The sequence below is a fragment of the Mesorhizobium comanense genome (assembly GCF_005503535.1).
In the GTDB taxonomy this organism is placed as follows: Bacteria; Pseudomonadota; Alphaproteobacteria; order Rhizobiales; family Rhizobiaceae; genus Mesorhizobium; species Mesorhizobium comanense.
This window is the reverse complement of sequence record NZ_SCNN01000012.1, coordinates 146734-166569: the sequence shown is the minus strand read 5'-3', so window position 1 is coordinate 166569 and position 19836 is coordinate 146734. Positions and strand designations below refer to the sequence as shown.

At 64.9% G+C, this 19836-nt stretch carries 21 protein-coding genes; 11 read left to right on the top strand and 10 right to left on the bottom strand.

Annotated features, from left to right (window positions below; all coding sequences use genetic code 11):
- Nucleotides 1-6 precede the first annotated feature (6 nt).
- The 3 genes from FFS37_RS20990 (at nt 7) to FFS37_RS20980 (ending at nt 1965) form a co-directional block, all read left to right on the top strand.
- Nucleotides 7-783 carry an SDR family NAD(P)-dependent oxidoreductase gene (locus tag FFS37_RS20990; RefSeq protein ID WP_137932882.1) on the top strand — a complete coding sequence of 259 codons (777 nt, stop codon included), beginning with the start codon at nt 7-9 and terminating at the stop codon, nt 781-783.
- A gap of 93 nt (nt 784-876) precedes the next feature.
- On the top strand, nt 877-1521 hold the full coding sequence (locus FFS37_RS20985) for a TetR/AcrR family transcriptional regulator (protein ID WP_137932881.1): 645 nt from the start codon (nt 877-879) through the stop codon (nt 1519-1521).
- Nucleotides 1522-1716: 195 nt separating this feature from the next.
- Complete coding sequence (locus tag FFS37_RS20980) at nt 1717-1965, top strand: DUF680 domain-containing protein (protein WP_137932880.1); 249 nt, start codon at nt 1717-1719, stop codon at nt 1963-1965.
- A gap of 101 nt (nt 1966-2066) precedes the next feature.
- On the opposite strand, the gene FFS37_RS20975 is transcribed toward FFS37_RS20980, so the two are convergent.
- The 8 genes from FFS37_RS20975 to FFS37_RS20940 all read right to left on the bottom strand — a co-directional run bounded on the left by FFS37_RS20975 (nt 2067) and on the right by FFS37_RS20940 (nt 9870).
- Nucleotides 2067-3119 carry a Gfo/Idh/MocA family protein gene (locus FFS37_RS20975; RefSeq protein ID WP_137932879.1) on the bottom strand — a complete coding sequence of 351 codons (1053 nt, stop codon included), beginning with the start codon at nt 3117-3119 and terminating at the stop codon, nt 2067-2069.
- Between the two features lie 47 nt (nt 3120-3166).
- A complete protein-coding gene (locus FFS37_RS20970) occupies nt 3167-3952 on the bottom strand; it encodes a ThuA domain-containing protein (protein WP_137932878.1) in 786 nt (261 codons plus the stop codon).
- Nucleotides 3953-4030: 78 nt separating this feature from the next.
- The gene (locus FFS37_RS20965) at nt 4031-4270 is read right to left on the bottom strand and encodes a hypothetical protein (RefSeq protein ID WP_137932877.1); all 240 of its coding nucleotides are present in this window, start codon (nt 4268-4270) and stop codon (nt 4031-4033) included.
- Nucleotides 4271-4328: 58 nt separating this feature from the next.
- Nucleotides 4329-4904 (bottom strand): sarcosine oxidase subunit gamma, encoded by a 576-nt coding sequence (locus FFS37_RS20960; RefSeq protein WP_137932876.1) that lies wholly within the window; start codon nt 4902-4904, stop codon nt 4329-4331.
- Entirely contained in the window at nt 4897-7890 is a 2994-nt protein-coding gene (locus FFS37_RS20955; RefSeq protein ID WP_137932875.1) for a sarcosine oxidase subunit alpha, read from the bottom strand. The genes FFS37_RS20960 and FFS37_RS20955 overlap by 8 nt, the downstream gene beginning before the upstream one ends.
- Nucleotides 7887-8183, bottom strand: a complete 297-nt coding sequence (locus FFS37_RS20950) for a sarcosine oxidase subunit delta (RefSeq protein WP_137932874.1) — start codon at nt 8181-8183, stop codon at nt 7887-7889. Before FFS37_RS20950 ends, FFS37_RS20955 begins: the two co-directional genes overlap by 4 nt.
- 11 nt (nt 8184-8194) lie before the next feature.
- A complete protein-coding gene (locus FFS37_RS20945) occupies nt 8195-8617 on the bottom strand; it encodes a hypothetical protein (RefSeq protein WP_137932873.1) in 423 nt (140 codons plus the stop codon).
- A complete protein-coding gene (locus FFS37_RS20940) occupies nt 8617-9870 on the bottom strand; it encodes a sarcosine oxidase subunit beta (RefSeq protein WP_137932872.1) in 1254 nt (417 codons plus the stop codon). The genes FFS37_RS20945 and FFS37_RS20940 overlap by 1 nt, the downstream gene beginning before the upstream one ends.
- Before the next feature lie 215 nt (nt 9871-10085).
- On the opposite strand from FFS37_RS20940, the gene FFS37_RS20935 reads away from it, so the two are divergent.
- From FFS37_RS20935 to FFS37_RS20900, 8 genes are all read left to right on the top strand, one after another.
- A complete protein-coding gene (locus FFS37_RS20935; RefSeq protein WP_137932871.1) occupies nt 10086-10454 on the top strand; it encodes a YrdB family protein in 369 nt (122 codons plus the stop codon).
- 107 nt (nt 10455-10561) lie between these two features.
- Entirely contained in the window at nt 10562-11320 is a 759-nt protein-coding gene (locus FFS37_RS20930; RefSeq protein ID WP_137932870.1) for an SDR family oxidoreductase, read from the top strand.
- A gap of 109 nt (nt 11321-11429) precedes the next feature.
- The gene (locus FFS37_RS20925) at nt 11430-11816 is read left to right on the top strand and encodes an SET domain-containing protein (protein WP_137932869.1); all 387 of its coding nucleotides are present in this window, start codon (nt 11430-11432) and stop codon (nt 11814-11816) included.
- 176 nt (nt 11817-11992) lie between these two features.
- A complete protein-coding gene (rpsU, locus tag FFS37_RS20920; protein ID WP_137932868.1) occupies nt 11993-12259 on the top strand; it encodes a 30S ribosomal protein S21 in 267 nt (88 codons plus the stop codon).
- 190 nt (nt 12260-12449) lie between these two features.
- A complete protein-coding gene (locus FFS37_RS20915; RefSeq protein WP_137932867.1) occupies nt 12450-13304 on the top strand; it encodes a tetratricopeptide repeat protein in 855 nt (284 codons plus the stop codon).
- A gap of 205 nt (nt 13305-13509) precedes the next feature.
- The gene (locus FFS37_RS20910; RefSeq protein WP_137932866.1) at nt 13510-13986 is read left to right on the top strand and encodes a DUF992 domain-containing protein; all 477 of its coding nucleotides are present in this window, start codon (nt 13510-13512) and stop codon (nt 13984-13986) included.
- A 90-nt stretch (nt 13987-14076) separates the two neighbouring features.
- Nucleotides 14077-14559: a DUF992 domain-containing protein gene (locus FFS37_RS20905; RefSeq protein WP_137932865.1), complete on the top strand. Its 483-nt coding sequence runs from the start codon at nt 14077-14079 to the stop codon at nt 14557-14559.
- Between the two features lie 360 nt (nt 14560-14919).
- A complete protein-coding gene (locus FFS37_RS20900) occupies nt 14920-16356 on the top strand; it encodes an MFS transporter (RefSeq protein ID WP_137932864.1) in 1437 nt (478 codons plus the stop codon).
- A gap of 26 nt (nt 16357-16382) precedes the next feature.
- On the opposite strand, the gene FFS37_RS20895 is transcribed toward FFS37_RS20900, so the two are convergent.
- Together FFS37_RS20895 and FFS37_RS20890 are read right to left on the bottom strand one after the other, a co-directional pair.
- The gene (locus FFS37_RS20895; protein ID WP_137932863.1) at nt 16383-17072 is read right to left on the bottom strand and encodes a response regulator transcription factor; all 690 of its coding nucleotides are present in this window, start codon (nt 17070-17072) and stop codon (nt 16383-16385) included.
- A complete protein-coding gene (locus tag FFS37_RS20890; protein ID WP_137932862.1) occupies nt 17069-19804 on the bottom strand; it encodes a sensor histidine kinase in 2736 nt (911 codons plus the stop codon). Before FFS37_RS20890 ends, FFS37_RS20895 begins: the two co-directional genes overlap by 4 nt.
- Nucleotides 19805-19836: the final 32 nt, after the last annotated feature.

Genomic DNA, 19836 nt, shown 5'->3' with positions numbered 1-19836 from the left:
GACGCGATGGGCCGCTTCGACGGGATGACAGTGCTGATCACGGGCGCCACGGGCGGTCTGGGCAAAGGCGCGGCGAGAGGTTTTGCCGCGGAGGGCGCGCGGCTGGTTCTATCCGACATCGATGAGAGGGCGCTCGCCGATCTTGCCGGCACGCTCGCGGTCGAGTCCGCGATCCTTGCCGGCGACATAGCCGACGAAAGCCTGTCAGAGAACCTCGTCGGGCTGGCGGTCGAGAAATTCGGCCGGCTGGATGTTGCCGTCAACAATGCCGGCATCGTCCAGAGTTTCGTGCGACTTCCGCAGGTTCCTTCCGACGAGGCGCGCCGGGTGCTGGAGATCGACCTGCTCGGCGTCTTCCATGCCATGAAGCACCAGATCCCGCAGATGGAGCGCCAGTTCAAGGCGACGGGCAAGGGTGGCTCGATCGTCAACATCGCCTCGGCCGCGGGCCTGTCCGGCGCGCCGAAGCTCTCGGTTTATGCCGCCGCCAAGCATGGCGTCATCGGCCTGACCCGTTCGGCCGCGATCGAATATGCAGGCAGGGGCCTGCGCATCAACGCCATCTGCCCCGCCCACACCAGGACGGCGATGGTGGACAGTTTCGTGCGCATTTCCGGCGCGCCGGAAGCGGAAGCCCTGGCCGAACTGACGCGCGGCGTGCCGATGAAGCGGGTGGCGGAGGTCGATGAAATCACCACAGCCATCCTGTTCGCCGCCGACCCGGCCAATTCCTTCATGACCGGCCACGCGCTGGCCATCGACGGCGGCATCGGCGCCATCTGATGCCTGCCGTTCGGGAACCTGAAGGCGCCCTTGTTCGTTTCCGTACAGCGTATATAATTTAGTCAGGCACCACGAGAAACAGAGGCACCCGAATTGCCGCTGAGCGTCCAGAAACGCCGCGAGAAACAGAAGGCCGAACTGCGCACCGAGCTTGTCGAGGCCGCACACAGGCTCGTCCAGGAAGAGGGCTATGAGGGCCTGACCATCCGCAAGCTCGCCAAGCGGGTCGGCTATGCGCCGATGTCGGTCTATTCCTACTTCGCCGACAAGCAGGACATCCTGTTCGCTCTTGCCGAGGACGCCTTCGAGACGCTGGCCCGGCGCATTGAGGAGCATCCCTCCGACGATCCGATCGAAGCCTTGCAGGCGGTGATGACCGAATACGCCGCCTTTGGCCTCGGCAATCCCAATGAATACCGCACCGTCTTCATGACCGAAAAGACCAGACTGCCGGAAGGCAGGAGCTATGAAGACATGGAGGAAGGCAACCCGGCGATGAAAGTGCTCATCAAACGGGTCGAGGCCTGTGTCGCCGCCGGCAAGCTGCATGGCGATCCGCGGGCCATCGCCACGATGCTATGGGCGGTCGGCCACGGCACGATCTCGCTGCTGATCACCTTTCCATTCTACCCTTTCGGTGACCCGCAGGCCTTCGTGAAGCGGATGTGCGATTTCACGCTTGCCACGCTGAGCACCAAGGACGTGCCTCCGCTGACCGATAAACCGGTCAACTGCTGAACGATATCTACAATTCCAGCTGACGACCCTGTCGGATTGCCCGCGCGACGATGCCGGCACGCCGCAATTTTCAGCGTTCAAAAAAATCATCGTACATGTACGATTTTTATCTTGAAAATCGCCATCTCCAGCCGTATGTGTACGTCACATCGTACATGTACGAAATAAATTCAACGATCGAACTGGAGACTGACCATGAAAAAGACCCTCCTCGCCCTCGCCGCCGTTGTGGCCCTTTCCGGCTCGGCTTTTGCCGCCAGCACCACCCAGCCGGTCAAGCATCCGGCTGCCGCGGCTTGCGTCGACACCAAAAGCAATGTGAAGCTCGATTGCACCTCGACCGGTTCGGTCGAGAAGAAGGGCGCCACGGAAAACACGGCTGAGGGCAAGGGCCCGCGCCTGGGCATCAGCATCAACCCGTGGATCGTGCCGAGCACGTTCTAAGACGGCAGCACTTTTCCGGCCGGCACCGGAGCAATTTCAAATAGAGAGGTCCGCCGTTTCCATGAAATGGCGAACCTGCTTGGCCGGCCAGGTGACGGATTCTAGCCGATCGAAACCGGCAGCCTTGCCGCCGAGCTTTCGAAGGCAGCGTCGATCAGCTTCTGCATGTCGGCGGCGCGGCGGAAGGACGGATCGCCGTTCCGCCCCGCATCCAGCGCATCGGCAAAACGCCGGGCATTGCGCTTGACATCCGGCGGCGTGATCGTGTGCCAGCGCTGCTGGTCGACATCCTCGCCAAGACAAGCGGACAGATGCGACGCCTTGCCGTCGGTCTCTACTTTGATGGCGCCCCTGGTGCCGTGCAGCGCCAGCGACAGATCATTGGCATGGCCTGTCGTGAAGCGGCTGGCCATGATCGTCGCCAATGCGCCTGACTTCAGCCGAGCCGTCATCGCCACGCTGTCGTTGGCATCAAGCACATAGTCGCCGATCCGCTCGCCCTCGGCCTTCGGAAACGTCACCAGGTCGGCATGCAGGCTGACGATATCCTGCGCGGCGCCATAGGTGGCGAAATCGAGGATGTGGATGCCGACATCGCCCAACACTCCCGTCGAACCGTGCCGGCTCGACAGCCGCCACAGCCATTTGTCCTCGACCCGCCAGTCGCCCCAGGACTTGCTGACCAGCCAGCTCTGCCGGTAGCTCGCCTCGACATGGCGCAAGTCGCCGATCTCGCCGGCCTGCACCATGCGCCGCGCTTCCTGGATGGCGGGCGAGTTGCGGTAGGTCAGGTTGACCATGTTGACGACGCCGGCAGCTTCCGCGGCCTCGGTCATGGCAAGTGCGTCGGCGTGGTTCGGCGCCAGCGGCTTTTCGCAGAAAACATGCTTCTTGGCCGCGATCAGGGCCAGCGTCGTTGCCTTGTGCACCCCGTCCGGCGTCGCGTTGATGGCGGCGTCGAACTGGCCCCAGCCAAGCGCCGCCTCGAGGCTCTCGAAGGAAGCGCCGATCCTGTTTTCGGCGGCGAACGTTGCCGCCCGGCCCGGAACCTGATCGACGCAGGCCACGATGCCGCAATTCGAAATCGCGGCGAATTCCTCGACATGGTGCCCGGCAATGCCGCCGGTGCCGAGCAGAAGCAGACGGTGCGCCATCAACCCAAATCCTTCTCAAACCAGGCTCGGCTCAATTCGAGCCCCTCTCAGCTCAAGCCCTTGTCGCCATCGGCATGCAGGCGCAGGCCCTTCTGCACGATCTTTTCCTTCGCCTTGTCGGTCGGCACGTTCGGCGCGTTGGTGATGCCGGACCACGCCGGCGCCGGGTTGTGCGCCCAGTGCACCGCGTTGCGCAGCACCTGCTGCACGCCCTCATTGTGGTAGATCGGATAGGTCTCGTGGCCCGGCGAGAAATAGAAGATGCGGCCGGCGCCGCGCTGGTAGGTCAGCCCCGAACGGAATACCTCGCCGCCCTCGTACCAGGAGATGAACACCGTCTCCAGCGGCTCCGGCACCGCGAAGGGTTCGCCATACATTTCCGTCTCACCGATCTCGAGGCATTCGCCGATGCCTTGCGCGATCGGATGGCTGCGGTTGATCGCCCAGACCCGCTCGCGCTCGCCGGCCTCGCGCCATTTCAGCGAACAGGGCGTGCCCATCAGCCGTTTGAAGATTTTCGAATAATGGCCGGAATGGAGGACGATGAGACCCATGCCCTCCCAGACCCGCTTCTGCACGCGCTCGACGATCTCGTCCTTGACCTCGCCATGTGCGGCATGGCCCCACCATAGCAGGACATCGGTGGCGGCCAGGCGGCTTTCGCTCAGGCCATGTTCGGGCTCCTGCAAGGTGGCGGTGGTCGCCTCGATGCCCTTGTCCTGGTTCAGCGCCGCGGCAATCGTGCCATGCATGGTCAGGGGATAGAGATCGCGTACGGCGGCATTGGTCTGCTCATGGACGTTCTCGCCCCAGACGACGGCTTTGACAGTCATTTTTCCTCTCCAAAGCGCTTTGAATACCCCAACAGGCGAGACCTTGGGAAGATGCCTTCCGATCAAAATTTCAGCGGATCAGGGCTTGCGGGTCTTCCGCCCGGGCACGGTCTTGGCCTTGCCGGGCTTGGCCGGCGCGCCGGGAATGGCCGAACCGGTGATGGACACCGGATCGCTGGCGGGAAAGGTATCCTCGAGGCCCTCTTCGAGTTCCTCCTCGGCATCGGCCTCGTGATGCCGCTCATGCTCGAGCGATCGGACCGCCGCGGTTTTCGCTGTCCTCTTTGTGGGCGGCTTCGGCGCGGACTTCGACGGCATCGGCATTCTCCCTCGACCTGTCGCCGCACAACGGATGCGCGCGGCAAACGTTCCGGGATCAGCCAGCGGCGTCGCGGGCGCCCTCGGACAGGAAAGTAAAGACATAGTCCGAGAAGGAACGCCAGCACTCGACCCGGAACGCCTCTTCTCCCGTGCGCAACAGCACGATCTCGACCTTGCCCAGAATGGTGCGCGAGGCGGCACCCACCGGAAAGGCGTCGAGCGACAGATCCTGCGGGCAGCCCGAATTGATCGTGGCTTCGGCCGCCGGACCGGCGACCGAAATGCCGATGTTGCGGTGCGAGATGCCGACCGCCGAATGCAGGGCCGTGACCTTGGCGCAGTCGGCGAGCGGATCGTTGCCGGCCTCGTCGATGACAAGCCATTCGTCCGGGCCGAGCCACAGCACGGTGCGGCCGCCCTTTGTCGCCGATGTCTTCGGCTGCTTCGGCAAGGTTACGCCGAGCGCCTTCGACAGGGCCGCGAGCGAAGCTTCCGGCGCGCGCAACGACATGCGCTCCGCCGGCGCAAGCACGTCGACCTTGACGCCGGTCGCGGACGTCGAGCGCCCCGCCAGTGCCGGGCGGCGTTCCGCCGAAGGCGAAGCCGTGGTCTTTGCAGCGGCCTTAGCCATTGAGGCGCCCTCCCGTTTCGTCGAAGAACACCATCCCGGTAACCTCCACTTCGATCACCCCATCAGGCATCGGCACATAGAGCGTGTCGCCCATCCTGTCGCGACCGCCGGCGATCAGCGCCAGCGCGATGGAACGGCCGCAATTCTGCGACCAGTAGCTCGACGTGACATGGCCGATCATCTTCATCGGGATCGCCTGTTTGGGATCCTCGACGATCTGCGCGCCTTCCTCCAGCACAACCTTCGGATCCTTGGTCTTGAGGCCGACGAGTTGCTTGCGGCCCTTGGCAACCAGGTCCGGCCGCTTCAAGCCGCGGATGCCGACGAAATCGGTCTTCTTCTTGCCGACCGCCCAGTCGAGACCGGCATCATCAGGCGTCACCGTGCCGTCCGTGTCCTGGCCGACGATGATGTAACCCTTTTCGGCGCGCAGCACGTGCATCGCCTCGGTGCCATAGGCGGTGGCGCCATGCTTCTGGCCCTCGGCCCACAGCGCTTCCCAGACCGCCTGGCCGTAATCGGCCGGCACGTTGACCTCGAAGCCGCGCTCGCCGGTGAACGACATGCGGAACAGCCTTGTCGGCACGCCGCAGATCTTGCCTTCGCGCACGGACATATGCGGCAGCGCCTCATCCGACATGTCGATGCCGTCGACCAGCGGCGCGATGATGTCGCGCGACTTCGGCCCTTGAACGGCAATGACCGCCCACTGCTCGGTGATCGAGGTCAGCCAGACATTGAGATGCGGGAACTCGGTCTGGAGATAATCCTCCATGTGGTTCATGACGCGCGGCGCACCGCCGGTCGTCGTCGTCACATGGAACCGGTCCGGCGCCAGGCGTCCGACGACGCCGTCATCATAGATGAAGCCATCCTCGCGCAGCATGATGCCGTAGCGGCAGCGGCCAGGCTCCAGCTTCTCCCACGGATTGGTGTAGAGCAGTTCCATGAACTTTGCCGCATCAGGCCCGACCACCTCGATCTTGCCCAGCGTCGAAGCATCGAACAGGCCGGCCTTGGTGCGCACGTCGACGCATTCGCGGTCGACCGCCGCATGCATGTCCTCGCCGCCCTTGGGGAAGTACCAGGCGCGCTTCCACTGGCCGACATCCTCGAAAACGGCGCCTTGGGCCTCAGCCCAGGGATGGATCGCGGTCCTGCGTGTCGGGTCGAACAGCGGCCCGCGCGCATGGCTGACGATCGAGCCGAAGGTGACGGGCGTATAGGGCGCACGGAAGGTGGTGAGGCCGACCTCGGGGATCGGCTTGCCCAGCGTCTCGGCGGCGATCGCCAGGCCATGCATGTTCGAGGTCTTGCCCTGGTCGGTCGCCATGCCGTTGGTGGTGAAGCGCTTGACGTGCTCGATCGAACGCATGCCTTCATGCACCGCCTGGCGGATATCCTTGGCGGTGACGTCGTTCTGGAAATCGACGAACGCTTTAACGGTCGTGTCCGGACCGGCGCCTGGCGCCGCGCCCAGCATGCCGCGCGACCAGCTTTCCGAGGCGTCGACCTTGGGCTTGGCGCCCTTCGCCGCCTTCGCCCCGGAATCCTTCGCCGCCTTGGCACCTGCCGCGTAGGCCTCGTCCACTGTCGCCGACAGGCCGTCGGTTCCGTTGCAGGCGCCGACCGAGACGCAGTCCTGCGCATAGGTGCCCGGCACGAAGCGCCTGGTCTCGTCGTTGAAGGCGACCTTGCCGCGCGACTGCGAGAACAGGTGCACCGACGGCGTCCAGCCGGCCGACATCAGGATCGCGTCGACCGGAATGGTGCGCTCGCCGCCGCCATTCTTCGGCTGCACGGTCATCGACGACACGCGCAATTTGCCGCCGGCGCGGATCACAGCGCGGCCGAAATTGATCTCGATGCCGAGCGCCCTCGCCTCGTCGATCACCGGACCGGTCGGGTTGTCGCGCAGGTCCACGATCGCGGCGACATTGACGCCGGCCTTCTTCAGGTCGATCGCGGCCGCGTAAGCGGAATCGTTGGCGGTGTAGACACCGACATTCCTGCCGACCGCGACACCGTAGTGGTTGAGGAAAGTGCGCGCCGCACCCGCCAGCATGACGCCAGGCCGATCGTTGTTGGCGAACACCATATGGCGTTCGATGGCGCCGGAGGCGAGCACCACGCGCTTGGCCCTCACCTGCCACAGCCGCTCGCGCGGCAGGTCATGGCCCGGAGTTTTCAGGTGATCGCTCACCCTCTCGACCAGGCCGACGAAATTCTGCGCATAATAGCCGAAGGCCGTCGTGCGCGGCAAAACGCGGACATTGTCCATGGCGGCGAGCTTTGCCACCGCTGCTTGCGCCCAGGCGAAACCGTCCTGGCCGTCGATCCTGGCGCCGCTCTCGAAGCGCAGGCTGCCGCCGAACGCCGCCTGCTCGTCGGCCAGAATGACCCGCACGCCGGTCTCGGCCGCCGCCAGGGCCGCTGCGATGCCGGCAGCACCGCCGCCCAGCACCAGCACGTCGCAATGGGCGTAGCGCGAGGAATAATGGTCGGGATCGGGCCGGTCGGGCGAAACGCCGAGCCCGGCCGCCTCGCGGATCTTGGGCTCGTAGAGGCTTTTCCAGGCCGCTTTCGGCCACATGAAGGTCTTGTAGTAGAAGCCGGCCGAAAACATCGGCGAGGCCAGGTCGTTGACCGCGCCGACGTCGAAGGCCAGCGACGGCCAGCGGTTCTGCGAATTGGCGCTGAGCCCGTCGTAGAGCTCCTGCACGGTGGCGCGCACGTTCGGCGTCTTGCGTGCCTCGTCGCGCACGATCTGCACCAGCGCGTTCGGCTCCTCCGCGCCGGCCGACAGGATGCCGCGCGGGCGGTGGTACTTGAAGGAGCGGCCGACCAGATGCACGCCATTGGCAAGCAGCGCGGAAGCCAGCGTATCGCCTTCGATGCCGGCGTAGGACTGGCCATCGAAGCTGAAGCGGGCGGTCTTGGCCTGCTTCAGGCGGCCGGCGGCGGGAATACGGAACGCGCCGCTCATTTTGCAGCTCCCGGGAGCTTGGAAGGTTTCGGCTCGCCCGCCTTGTAGGTCATGACGAACTTGTCGGTGACCGTGTCGCGCACCGCGTTGAAGAAGCGCGCGCAGCCGTGGATATGCCGCCAGCGCTCATAGATGATGCCCTTGGGATTGGAGCGGATGAAGAAGAACTTTTCGAAATCGTCGTCGCTCTCGCCAGCAATGTTGGCCGAGCGCGCGATATGCGCCTCGCCGGCGTTGCGAAACTCGAGTTCCGGGCGCTCTTCCTCGCAATAGGGGCAGCGGATGAGAAGCATTCTGTTTGTTCCTACAATTCGCCGTGGCCGACGCGCGCGCCGGGAGGTTGGTCGCAAAGCTTCTGGCCCATCGTCACGAACGGCGCGACGAGCCGCAGCCGGTCCGCGACATCGGCGGACTCGCGAAACAGGTCACGGTTGGCCATATTGCCGAGTGTCAGTTGCAGCGGATCCGTGGTCAGGATGACGCCGCGCGGTTTGAAATCCTCGTCCTCGTCAAGCCCGTGCGGCCTGTCTTCGAAGAACATCACCACCTTCTGGCCCACGCTCCAGACGCAGGCCAGCATTCCCTCGTCGACTGAAAACGGCCAGCCTGTCTCGTTGCCGGCGCGGCTGATCGGCTGCAGCCGCACCTCCTGCGCCGAAGGCACATGGAACATGCCCTGTTCCCCCGCCAGCATCAGCGGCATCGCGACAGCCAGCTCGGTCATCATCAGTGCGCCACGGCGGCCGCCGCGGCCTCGTCGATCAGACGGCCGGTGCGGAAGCGCTCGATGGTGAAGGGCGCGTTGATCGGATGCGGGTCGTCCTTGGCGATGGTGTGGGCAAAGACGTGGCCCGAGCCGGGCGTCGCCTTGAAGCCGCCGGTGCCCCAGCCGCAATTGACGTAAAGGCCCGGCACCGGCGTCTTGGCAAGGATCGGCGAGCGATCGGGCGTGACATCGACGATGCCGCCCCAGGAACGCAGCATCTTCATGCGCGTGAAGATCGGGAACATCTCGCAGATGGCATCGAGCGTGTGCTGCAGGATGTGGAGACCACCGGTCTGCGAATAGGAGACATACTGGTCGGTGCCGGCGCCGATCACCAGTTCGCCCTTGTCGGACTGCGAGATATAGGCATGCACGGTGTTGGACATCACCACGCAAGGCACCACCGGCTTGATCGGCTCCGACACCAGCGCCTGCAGCGGATAGCTTTCCAGCGGCATGCGCACGCCGGCCATGTTCATGATGACCGAGGAATGGCCGGCGGCAACGACGCCAACCTTCCTGGCGCCGATGAAACCGCGCGTCGTGTCGACACCCATCACCGCGCCATTGGCCGCGCGCTTGACCCCGGTAACCTCGCAATTCTGGATGATGTGCACGCCGCGCGCCGAGGCGCCGCGCGCATAGCCCCAGGCGACCGCGTCGTGGCGCGCCGTGCCACCGCGCCGCTGCAGCGCGGCGCCGACGACCGGATAGCGCGCATCTTTGGAGATGTTGAGCGGCGGGCAGAATTCCTTGGCCTGCTCTGGCGACAGCCATTCATTGTCGATGCCGTTCAGCCGGTTGGCATGGACATGGCGCTTCAGCACCTGGATGTCGTGCACATTGTGGGCGAGCATCATGACGCCGCGCGCCGAATACATGACGTTGTAGTTGAGCTCCTGGGAGAGCCCGTCCCACAGCTTCAGCGCATGGTCGTAAATGCCGGCGCTCTCGTCATAGAGATAGTTGGAGCGGATGATGGTGGTGTTGCGCCCCGTATTGCCGCCGCCGAGCCAGCCCTTTTCGAGAACCGCTACATTGGTGATGCCATGCACGGTGGCGAGATAGTAGGCGGTGGCCAGGCCATGGCCGCCGGCGCCGACGATGATGACGTCGTATTCCTTCTTGGGCTCCGGCGAGGACCATTGCTCCTCCCAGCCCTTGTGGCCGCGCATGGCCTCGCGGGCGATGGCGAATACCGAATATTTTTTCAACGTCCCAGCCTCTCGCCAAAAGGTCTCGCAAATGGCGCGGGGCGTCCACTCGGCCCCGGCACGCGAGGTGTATCACTAGCGAAACAGCGCTTCCACCCTTGCGCTGTTTGCGACGGCGCTTGCCGTTTTGCGCCACGATGAAAAAGACCCATGCAAGCTGGCCCCCAAGCTGGCGTTCAGTCACACTGACGGTCGCGCGATTCAGGAGAAAGACTGTGGGCAATGCCTGGTGGAATCTGACGTTGCGCTTCCTGCTGGAACTCGCCGCCTTGTTCGGTCTCGGCATTGCCGCCTGGCACTTCTCCCACGGATGGTGGCGCTGGGTTCTCGCTTTGGCCTTGCCGCTCGTTGCGGCCGTGCTTTGGGGCACCTTCGCGGTGCTTAACGACCCAAGCCGGTCAGGCCGCGCCCCGGTGCCTGTGCCCGGCACGGTACGACTGGCGCTCGAACTCGTCATCCTGTTCGGCGGCGCTGCCGGGCTCTATACTGCCGGCTACACCACCACAGGCATCATCGTCGCCCTGCTCATCGCCATCAGCTACGCATTTTCGCTCGACCGGCTCGCTTGGCTGCTGAAGCAATAGTGCACGTCGACGCAACCTTCTCAGCTTTCGGGTGGCTCCTCCCTGCCCCGTCTGCGACCAAGCATCCCGATTGCCGGCAAGGCCGGCGCCAAACAGGGACGCAAAAAATGCTCGCACTCGCCAACAAGATCGCCATCGTCACCGGCGCCAGTTCCGGTATCGGCCGCGCCACGGCAATACTCTTCGCGGAGGAAGGCGCAAAGCTCGTTGTCTCCGCCCGCCGTCAGACCGAACTCGATACGCTCGTCGCCGGGATATCCGACGCGCAGGGCACGGCCGTCGCCCTTGCCGGCGACGTCAGGGACGAGGCCTATGCAAAGGCTCTTGTCGATCTGGCGGTGGAAAGGTTCGGCGGTCTCGATGTCGCCTTCAACAATGCCGGCGCCGTCGGCGTGATGGCGCCGCTTCCCGAGATGATGCCGGCGACATGGCGCGAGACGATGGATATCAACCTGACCAGCGCCTTTCTCGGCGCCAAATACCAGATACCGGCCATGCTGGAGCGCGGCGGCGGCTCCCTGGTCTTCACGTCGAGCTTTGTCGGCTACACCGCCGGCATGCCGGGCATGGCCGCCTACGCCGCCGCCAAGGCGGGCCTCATCGGCCTGACGCAGGTTCTGGCCGCCGAATACGGACCCAGGGGGCTGCGTGTCAACGCACTGCTGCCGGGCGGCACCGATACCCCCGGCGCGACCACGACCACGCCAGAAGCCCGCGCCTTCGTCGAAGGCATCCATGCGCTGAAGCGGATGGCGCGGCCGGAAGAGATTGCCCGCTCGGCACTTTATCTCGCCTCCGACGCCTCGAGCTTCACCACCGGAACAGCGCTGTTTGCCGATGGGGGCGTCTCGATCAACCGGACGTGAAGGATTTTACGGGTGAACAGGCCGGCTCGCCGCTTTGACGCAGGCAACCGGTCTTGCTTTTTCCGCGCGATTTGGCGATTCCGTTTCTGTCGAAACGGGTCCTGAAACCATGATGCTGATCCGAACCTATGTGGCGCAAAGCGCAATCGAGGGCGTCGGCATGTTCGCCGCCGAGCCGATCCGGAAAGGCGCCTCGATCTGGCGCCTCGACCCGGATTTCGACCGGCTGATCCCGATGGACAAATACGAGGCCGCACCTCAGCCCCTGAAGGAACTGCTCGACCGTTATGCCTATCCGAGCCCGGACAAGCCCGGCTTCATGGTCTACGAGGTCGACAATGGCCGTTTCATGAACCACTCGGCGACGCCGAACACCGATTTTTCGCAGTATGGCGGCGCGACCGCGACCCGCGACATCGCCGCCGGCGAGGAGATCACCTGCGACTACGGCGAGTTCTTCGAGGATTTCGAGCGGCTGCACCTGGCCACGGCCTAGTTGGCGCCCTATCTCGGGGCGACCGTGGCAATTTGGCAGCCGTCCTTCATTTCGACTGTGGACAGCGCGGCCCGATTCTGCTATCAGCCGCCACAATTCGTGGTGTCGACCGCCGCGGAGGCTAGTGGCTATGGCCGCTTGCCTGTTGATATCAAACCCGAAAGACAGGATTGCCCGTGCAGGTACTCGTCCGCGACAATAACGTTGATCAGGCGCTTCGCGCGCTCAAGAAGAAGATGCAGCGCGAAGGCATTTTCCGCGAAATGAAGATGCGCGGTCACTACGAGAAGCCTTCCGAGAAGCGCGCCCGTGAAAAGGCCGAGGCCGTTCGCCGCGCCCGCAAGCTGGCCCGCAAGCGCGCACAGCGCGAAGGCCTACTGCCGATGACGCCGCGCCCGGTGGCTGCTGGCGGCGCTGCCGGCGCACCGCGTTCGCCGCGCTGATACGCCAATATTTCGTCCTTTTCGAAGGATACTGAGGGTGGCGCGATGCGGAATCGCCGCCACCTTTTTGTTTAGAGCGACAGGCGCCCTTTGAGGAACAGAGCGGGCTCCGGCACTTTACGACAGAACTTTGACCCGGCCCGGAGGGGGGACCCGGACCTGACGCGGCGCAAGTGAGGACAGGGCAGACATGAACGCAATCAGCGTGGAGAGCAAAACCACATTTCGTGGCTTTGCCCTGACAGCAGCCCTGCTTTCCGGACTGGCGCTTGCCGGCTGCCAGACATCGGGCCCAACCGGCGAGTTCAACAACATCGACAAGGCGCAGGGGTCGAGCGAGAACATCTCCTCGCTGTCGGCGGTGATCCAGCGCAACCCGCAGGATCCGGAAGGCTACAATGTGCGCGGATCGGCCTATGGCCGGGGCGGCCAGTACCAGGCGGCGCTCAAGGACTTCAACCAGGCCATCCAGCTCAATCCGAATTTCTACCAGGCCTATTCGAACCGGGCTCTCATCCAGCGCTTCCTCGGCAACCAGGAAGCAGCGCTGGCCGACTACAACCGTTCGATCCAGATCAATGCGAACTATGACGCCGCCTATATCGGCCGCGGCAACCTCTACCGCAAGGCGGGCCGCACCCAGGATGCCTTCAACGACTTCCAGAAGGCGATCCAGCTCGACACGACCGATGCGCGCGCCTACCACAATCGCGGCCTGATCTATCAGAGCCAGGGCCAGCACAAATTCGCCATCGAGGACTTCTCGACCGCCATCTCGCTGGCGCCCGACGCCGCCGAGCCTTACAATGGCCGTGGCCTCTCCTACCTGGCGACCGGCGACGAGGACAACGCCTTCTCCGACTTCAACATGGCCATCAAGCTGGACGGCAAGAACGCCGAGGCCTGGGCCAACCAGGCGTTGATCTACGAGCGGCGCGGCGACAAGGCCAAGGCGCAGAAATCCTATCGCGAGGCCGTGCGCCTCGACCCCAGCTACCAGCCGGCCAAGGACGGTCTGTCCCGCGTCGGCGCCAGCGCCAGCTGACATCGGCTTCAGAGGCGGCCGGGCAATAACGGCTTGTTTGCGTGACCAAAAGGACACGCGGCGCGCAAGATCGCCGCCGATCCGGCAACCACGCGTTAACCCCGGTTACACCAGGTTAACATCTGCCTTGTTCGCGCCAAGTTTTCGACGGAACGGTCTGGCCATTCAAGCCGTTGTTTTGCGGCAATTAGGAAAGGACCGTCCCATGATCAAGAAACTCGCCTGTGCCGCCATTCTCGCCGCGACGGCGTTCGCCGCCGCCCCGGCCAGCGCCGGCAAGCTGCAGCTCGGCACGCTCGACTGCACCATCGACGGGGGCACATCCTTCGTCGTCGGCTCCAACAAGGGTGTGTCCTGCGTTTTCCGGCCCTATCATCATGGACCGTCGGAGATTTACACCGGCGTCATCTCCAAGCTCGGCGTCGATCTCGGACAGACGCATCAGGGCCAACTCGTCTGGGCGGTTTTCGCCGCGACCCGCGACCGTGACGCCGGCGACCTCGCCGGCAGCTATTATGGCGTCAACGCCGAAGCGAGTGTCGTGACTGGCGGCGGCGCCAACCTGCTGGTCGGCGGCTTCGACAGCGCCTTCATGCTCGAGCCGCTCAGCGTCCAGGCCCAGACTGGCGTCAATCTCGCCGTGGCCGTCACCTCGCTCGAGCTGATCCACTCGCTGAAATAATCGGCCTGCGGCCTCCGGCTGCAAGACCCCTCTACCCCGCGGCGCGGAACCGGATAGGATGGTTCCGCGCCGTTTGTTTTGGGGGACAGCATGCCGAAGCCAGTCATTGCCGCCGCCATGCTGGCAACCATGCTCGCCGGCGCCGCGCGGGCGCAGGACCGAGGTGTCGAGCTTGGCACCCTTGAATGCGCGATATCGGGCGGCACAGGCTTCATCTTCGGCTCCAGCAAGGACCTGAGCTGCACCTTCACCCCGGCCGACAAGACCTTCGCGCCGGAAGCCTATTTCGGCGCCGTCAACAAATACGGTCTCGACATCGGCACCACCAGGCAGGCGGTGATGCGATGGCTGGTGCTGACGCCGCTGAAGAACATCTACGCGCCGGGCGCGCTGGCGGGCGACTATATCGGCGCCAGCGCCGAAGTGACGGCGGCCGTCGGCGCCGGCGCCAATCTGCTGGTCGGCGGCTCCTCGGAAGCCTTCACCTTGCAGCCGCTCAGCGTGCAGACCCAGACCGGCGTCAACCTTGCCATCGGCGTCAGCCAGTTCCAGTTGCGAAGCATCGACAACTGACCGCGTCGAGGGGAACCGCTTGCCGCTTCGTCATCCTGGGGCGTAGCAAGGAGCGAAGCGACGCGGCGCAGACCCCAGGATCCATTCCGGGACTCCCGAGCGCCGCCACGGTGCAGAATTCTGATCTGCTGCACTCTTCGCCAAGATCGCCGCATGGATCCCCGGGTCTGCGCTACCGCCCCGCCCGTGGACAACGAAGCCGCGAAAAACCCGCTTGAACTCAACCGCGGTTGAGGTTCTACAAGCCCACCCCATCCAGCAGTACGCCGATCAGGCGCGCATGGTCCTGCCGGAAGCTCCTTTCTGGCTTCTGGTCGCGCGCGTCGCCGTCGAGCTATGTGCAAAAGGCGGGGGGTGAAGATGACTGAATTCGGCACGAACAGGGTCGACTGGCGCGCATTGTGGGCGAGCGGCGACTTGGCACGCTTCTGCTTCATCAGTCTCGGTATCCTGCTGCACGCCACCAATGAGACGATGGTGGCGACCGTCATGCCCGCCATGGTCGGCGAGCTGGCCGGCGTCCAGCTGGTCGGCTGGTCGCTGGCGATCTACGAGCTCGGCGCCATCGTCGCGGGCGCGGCGGCGGGACGGCTCGTGAGCTATGTCGCGCTGCGCACCAACATGGTGGTTGCCGCCCTCTTCTACGCGGCCGGGGCGCTCCTCTGCGCGACCGCGCCTTCCATGCAGTTGTTCCTTGCCGGCCGCCTCGTCGAGGGACTTGGCGGCGGGGCGCTGGTGTCGCTTGCCTATGTGTCGGTCGAGCGGCTGTTCTCGCGCGCCATCTGGCCGCAGCTCTTCGGCATCATGTCGGCCATCTGGGGCGTCGCCGCGTTCAGCGGCCCGCTGCTCGGCGCGATCATGACCGAATTTCTGTCATGGCGCTGGGCCTTCGGTGTCTTCACTTTCGGCGGCGCCGCCATGGCACTGGCGAGCTTCCTCGTGCTCGACACGCCGGAAGCAAGGCGACCGAGCACGAGCGCGGGCAAGGCGCCGCCTTTCCCGTTCATCGCGCTGGGCTGCCTTGCCGTCGCCGTGGTGCTGATCGCCTCCGCCGGCGTCGACATCGCCTTGCTGCGCTCCTCATTGCTGATCGTGCTCGGCCTCGCCGGCCTGGCATTGTTCTTCACCATCGACGGGCTGAAGCCCCGCTCGCGGCTTTTCCCGGCGCGGCTGTTCTCCTGGCGCACGCCCGTCGGCGCCGGCATGACCATGATCGCGGCCTTCTCCGTCGCGACCTGCTCCTTCGGCGTCTACGGACCGCTGCTCCTGACCAGCCTGCACGACATTCCGCTCCTGACCACAGGCTACATCATCGCCGCCGAATCGATCGCCTGGTCGATCCTGTCGATCCTCGTCGCCAACGCACCGCCGCAGCGCGAGCGGCTGATCATCGTCGCAGGCGCGCTGATGATCGCGGCCGGCATCGCCGGCTTTGCCTATACGATACCCCAGGGCTCGATCCCGCTGATCCTGTTTTGCGCGCTGCTGCAAGGCGGCGGCTTCGGCATTGCCTGGCCGTTCGTGACCCGCGTCATCGTCGCCTCGGCGCCCGCCGACGAACAAACCATCGCCTCTTCGGCGGTGCCGACCATGCAGCGCATCGGCTATGCCGTGGGGGCCGCGCTTGCCGGCATCGTCGCCAATGCCAGCGGGTTTTCGCAAGGTCTGAACCACGATGCGGCCGCGGCGGTCGCGAGCTGGCTCTTCCTCGCCTTTGTGCCGCTCGGCATTCTCGGTTGCCTGGCCGCCTTGCGGATATCAGCGGCGGCCAATCGGCCGATCGAGGCCGCCGGCTGATCAAGGTTCGATCGGGACAGCCTGTTTCACTCGACACGCAGCCGATAGCCGACGCCGGTCTCGGTGGTGATGTAGCGCGGCTGGTCGGGGGTTTTCTCGATCTTCTGCCTGAGCTGGCGCACATAGACCCTGAGATATTGCACGTCGGTCGTGTCGCCCCAGATCTGCTTGAGGATGAAATGGTGGGTCAGCACCTTGCCGGCGTGCTGCACCAGGATGCGCAATATGTCGTACTCCTTCGGCGAGAGCTTCACCTCTCTGCCCTCGACCTTGACGATCCGCTTGACCAGATCGACGCTGAGGTCGCCGCTCACGAAGACGGGCTTTTCGCCTTGCTGCTGGAATTTGTGCCTCAGCGCGACGCGGATCCGCGCCACCAGTTCGTTCATGCCGAACGGCTTGGTGACATAGTCATCGGCACCGAGTTCAAGCGCACCGACGATGCCGGCCTCGTCGGTGCGGCTGGAAAGAATGACCACCGGGATGTCGAGCCCGCCGTCGCGCCATTGGCGCAGGAGCTCATGGCCGCCCATGCCGGGCAGGCCGAGATCGAGCAGCACCAGATCCGGCTTTTCCTGCTCCATCAGTTCGATCGCCACCTTGGCGTTCGGCGCCTCGGCGACCGCGTAGCCCTGGCTGGAAAGGCCGACGCGAAGCAGCTTGCGGATTGGTGGCTCGTCGTCGACAACCAGTATCCTGACATTCGAATTGGTCATGGGAGGCGCTCCCCGCCAGGCTCCTGGCCGTTGCGATTGCCGGTCCCGGGGACTTCCGCCGGCACCGGCATCCTGATCGTGAAAACAGCGCCCGGGCGATCGGTCCGGTTGGCGGCCAGGATCGTGCCGCTCATCGCTTCGATGAAGCCGCGGCAGATCGACAGGCCGAGCCCGGTTCCGGCACGCACCTGGTCGCCCTTGCGCACCCGGTAGAAGGTATCGAAGACGCGTTCCAGGTCCTGTGGCGGAATGCCCGGCCCTTCATCCATGATCTGCAGGATGACGCTGCCATTGTCCCTCCAGCCCTGCAGGCGGATGGTCGAACCCGGCGGCGAATATTTCGCCGCATTGTCCAGAAGATTGAACAGCACCTGCTCGAACAGGACCGGATCGAGCTTCAGCATCGGCAGGTCGGATGGGATGTCGACCTCGATCCTGTGCTCGCTGGTGATCTTGCGGGCGCGGCCGAGCGCCGAGCCGACGATATCGCCGGCATAGTGCAGGGCGTAGTTGGGTTCCATCGCCCCGGATTCGATCTTGGTCATGTCCAGCAAATTGGCGATGAAGCGGTTCAGCCGTTCGGATTCGTCGATCACCGTCGCCAGCAACTCCACCCTGCCCTGCTCGGGCAGATCGGGCGCGAATTCCTTCAGCGTGCCCGCCGCCCCCATGATGGCCGAGAGCGGCGTTTTCAGGTCATGGGAGATGGAGGTCAGGAGCGCCGAGCGCAGCCGGTCGGCCTCGGCCGCGAGCTTGGCGCGGTCGACATCCGCGACGAGCTGGATGCGTTCGATCGCCACCGCCGCCTGGTCTGCCAGCGCATCGAGCAGGCGCTGCTGCTCGGGCGTCAAAAGCGGACCTTGCTTGTCATTGTCGAGACCGACGACCCCGATCGCCGTCCGCCCGGTGCGCAAGGGAAGATAGAGCCGCTTGGCGCCGGGAAGCGTGTCAGCCCCACGGCCCGCGGCGCGGTTGTGCTCCCACGCCCAGCGGGCGGCGGCGATGTCGGCCTCGGCCAGCGTGTCGTCGGGCGGATAGCCGGCCTTGACCGTGATGGTGCCGTCTTCGGGCAGCAGCAGCACCACGCGCAGCTTCAGCATCGAGGCGATCTGGAAGGCGGTGGCCCACAGAACGTCATCGAGCGTGCCGGCGCCGGCGAGCTTCTTGGAGAAGAGATAGATGTCTTCCGTGGCCCTTGCCCGCGAGCGGGCCGCGGCGGCCTGGCGCTGCACGCGCGCCGTCAGGTTGCTGGCGATGATGGCGACGACGAGAAAGACGGCGAACGCCACGATGCTTTCCGGATCCCGGATGGTCAGCGTGTAGCGTGGCTCGAGGAAGAAATAGTTGAAGGCAAGGGCGCTCAGGAAACAGGCATAGAGCGCCGGCCACAATCCGAACGTCACGGCCGATGTCAGCACCGCCAGCAGAAGCACGATCGCCAGATTGCGAACGTCGAGAAACTGGTCGAGAACCGTGCTGACCGCCAAGGAACCCGCGACGAAGCCGGTGGCGAACAGATAGGGCCAGATCTGGAACTGCCTGCGCTCGGCCGCCGCGCTGACGGCCCTCGAAGGCGCGTCGGTGGAGCGCTCGGTGCCTGAAATGACATGCACGCTGATGTCGCCGGCATTGCGGATGAGATCGTAGGTGAGCGATCCTTCGATCAATTCGCGCCAGCGCGAGCGTGTCGGCCGCCCGACCACGATGTGGGTGAAATTGTTCGCCGTCGCGTGACGCACGATATCCTGCGCCACATTCTGGCCCGGGATGGTCGTCACCTCGGCGCCGAGCTGTTCGGCAAGGCGCATATGGGTCGCCAGCCGGTCCTTGTCCTCCTCGGACATGCCGGCCGACCGGGGCGTATCGACATGGAGCGCCGTCCAGGGCGCCCGCAGCCGGTCGGCCAGACGGCGCGCATAGCGCACCCGCGCCGCGCCGCCGGGCCTTGCATCGAGGCAGACAAGCACCCTTTCTCCCGCCGCCCACGGGCCTTCAATGGCGTGGGATTGCATGTGGTTGAGCAGTTGCTCGTCGACGCGCTGGGCGGTGCGGCGCAGCGCCAGTTCGCGCAGCGCCGTCAGATTGCCGGGCGAGAAATAGTTCTCGATGGCGCGCTGGGCCGTGTTGGGAAAATAGACCTTCCCTTCCTGCAACCGCTTGATCAGGTCGTCAGGAGTGAGATCGATGATCTCGATGTCGTCGGCCTGGTCGATGATGGAATCCGGAACCGTCTCGCGGACCCTGACCCTGGTGATCTGGGCGACGACATCGTTCAGGCTTTCGACATGCTGGATGTTGAGGGTCGTGTAGACATCGATGCCGCGCGTCAGGATTTCCTGGACGTCGAGATAGCGCTTGGGATGGCGGCTGCCCGGCGCGTTGGTGTGGGCGAGTTCGTCGACCAGGACCAGTGCCGGCCGCCGTTTCAGAATGGCGTCCAGATCCATCTCGTCGAGGACCCGGCCTCTGTATTCGACCGGCCGGCGCGCAATGACCTCGTAGCCTTCGACCAGCGCCAGCGTTTCCTTGCGCCCATGCGTCTCGACGACGCCGATGACGACATCGTTACCGTCGGCCAGGCGTGCGCGGCCCGCCATCAGCATCTCATAGGTCTTGCCGACACCGGGCGCCGCGCCGAGGAAGATGCGCAGACGACCGCGCCCCTCCCGCTCGGCATGTTCGAGCAGTGCGTCGGGGGAAGGTCTCTTTTCGTTGTTTCTGTCGTCCGGCATCAGAACCGATCATGAAGGGGGTCGGGGATGCT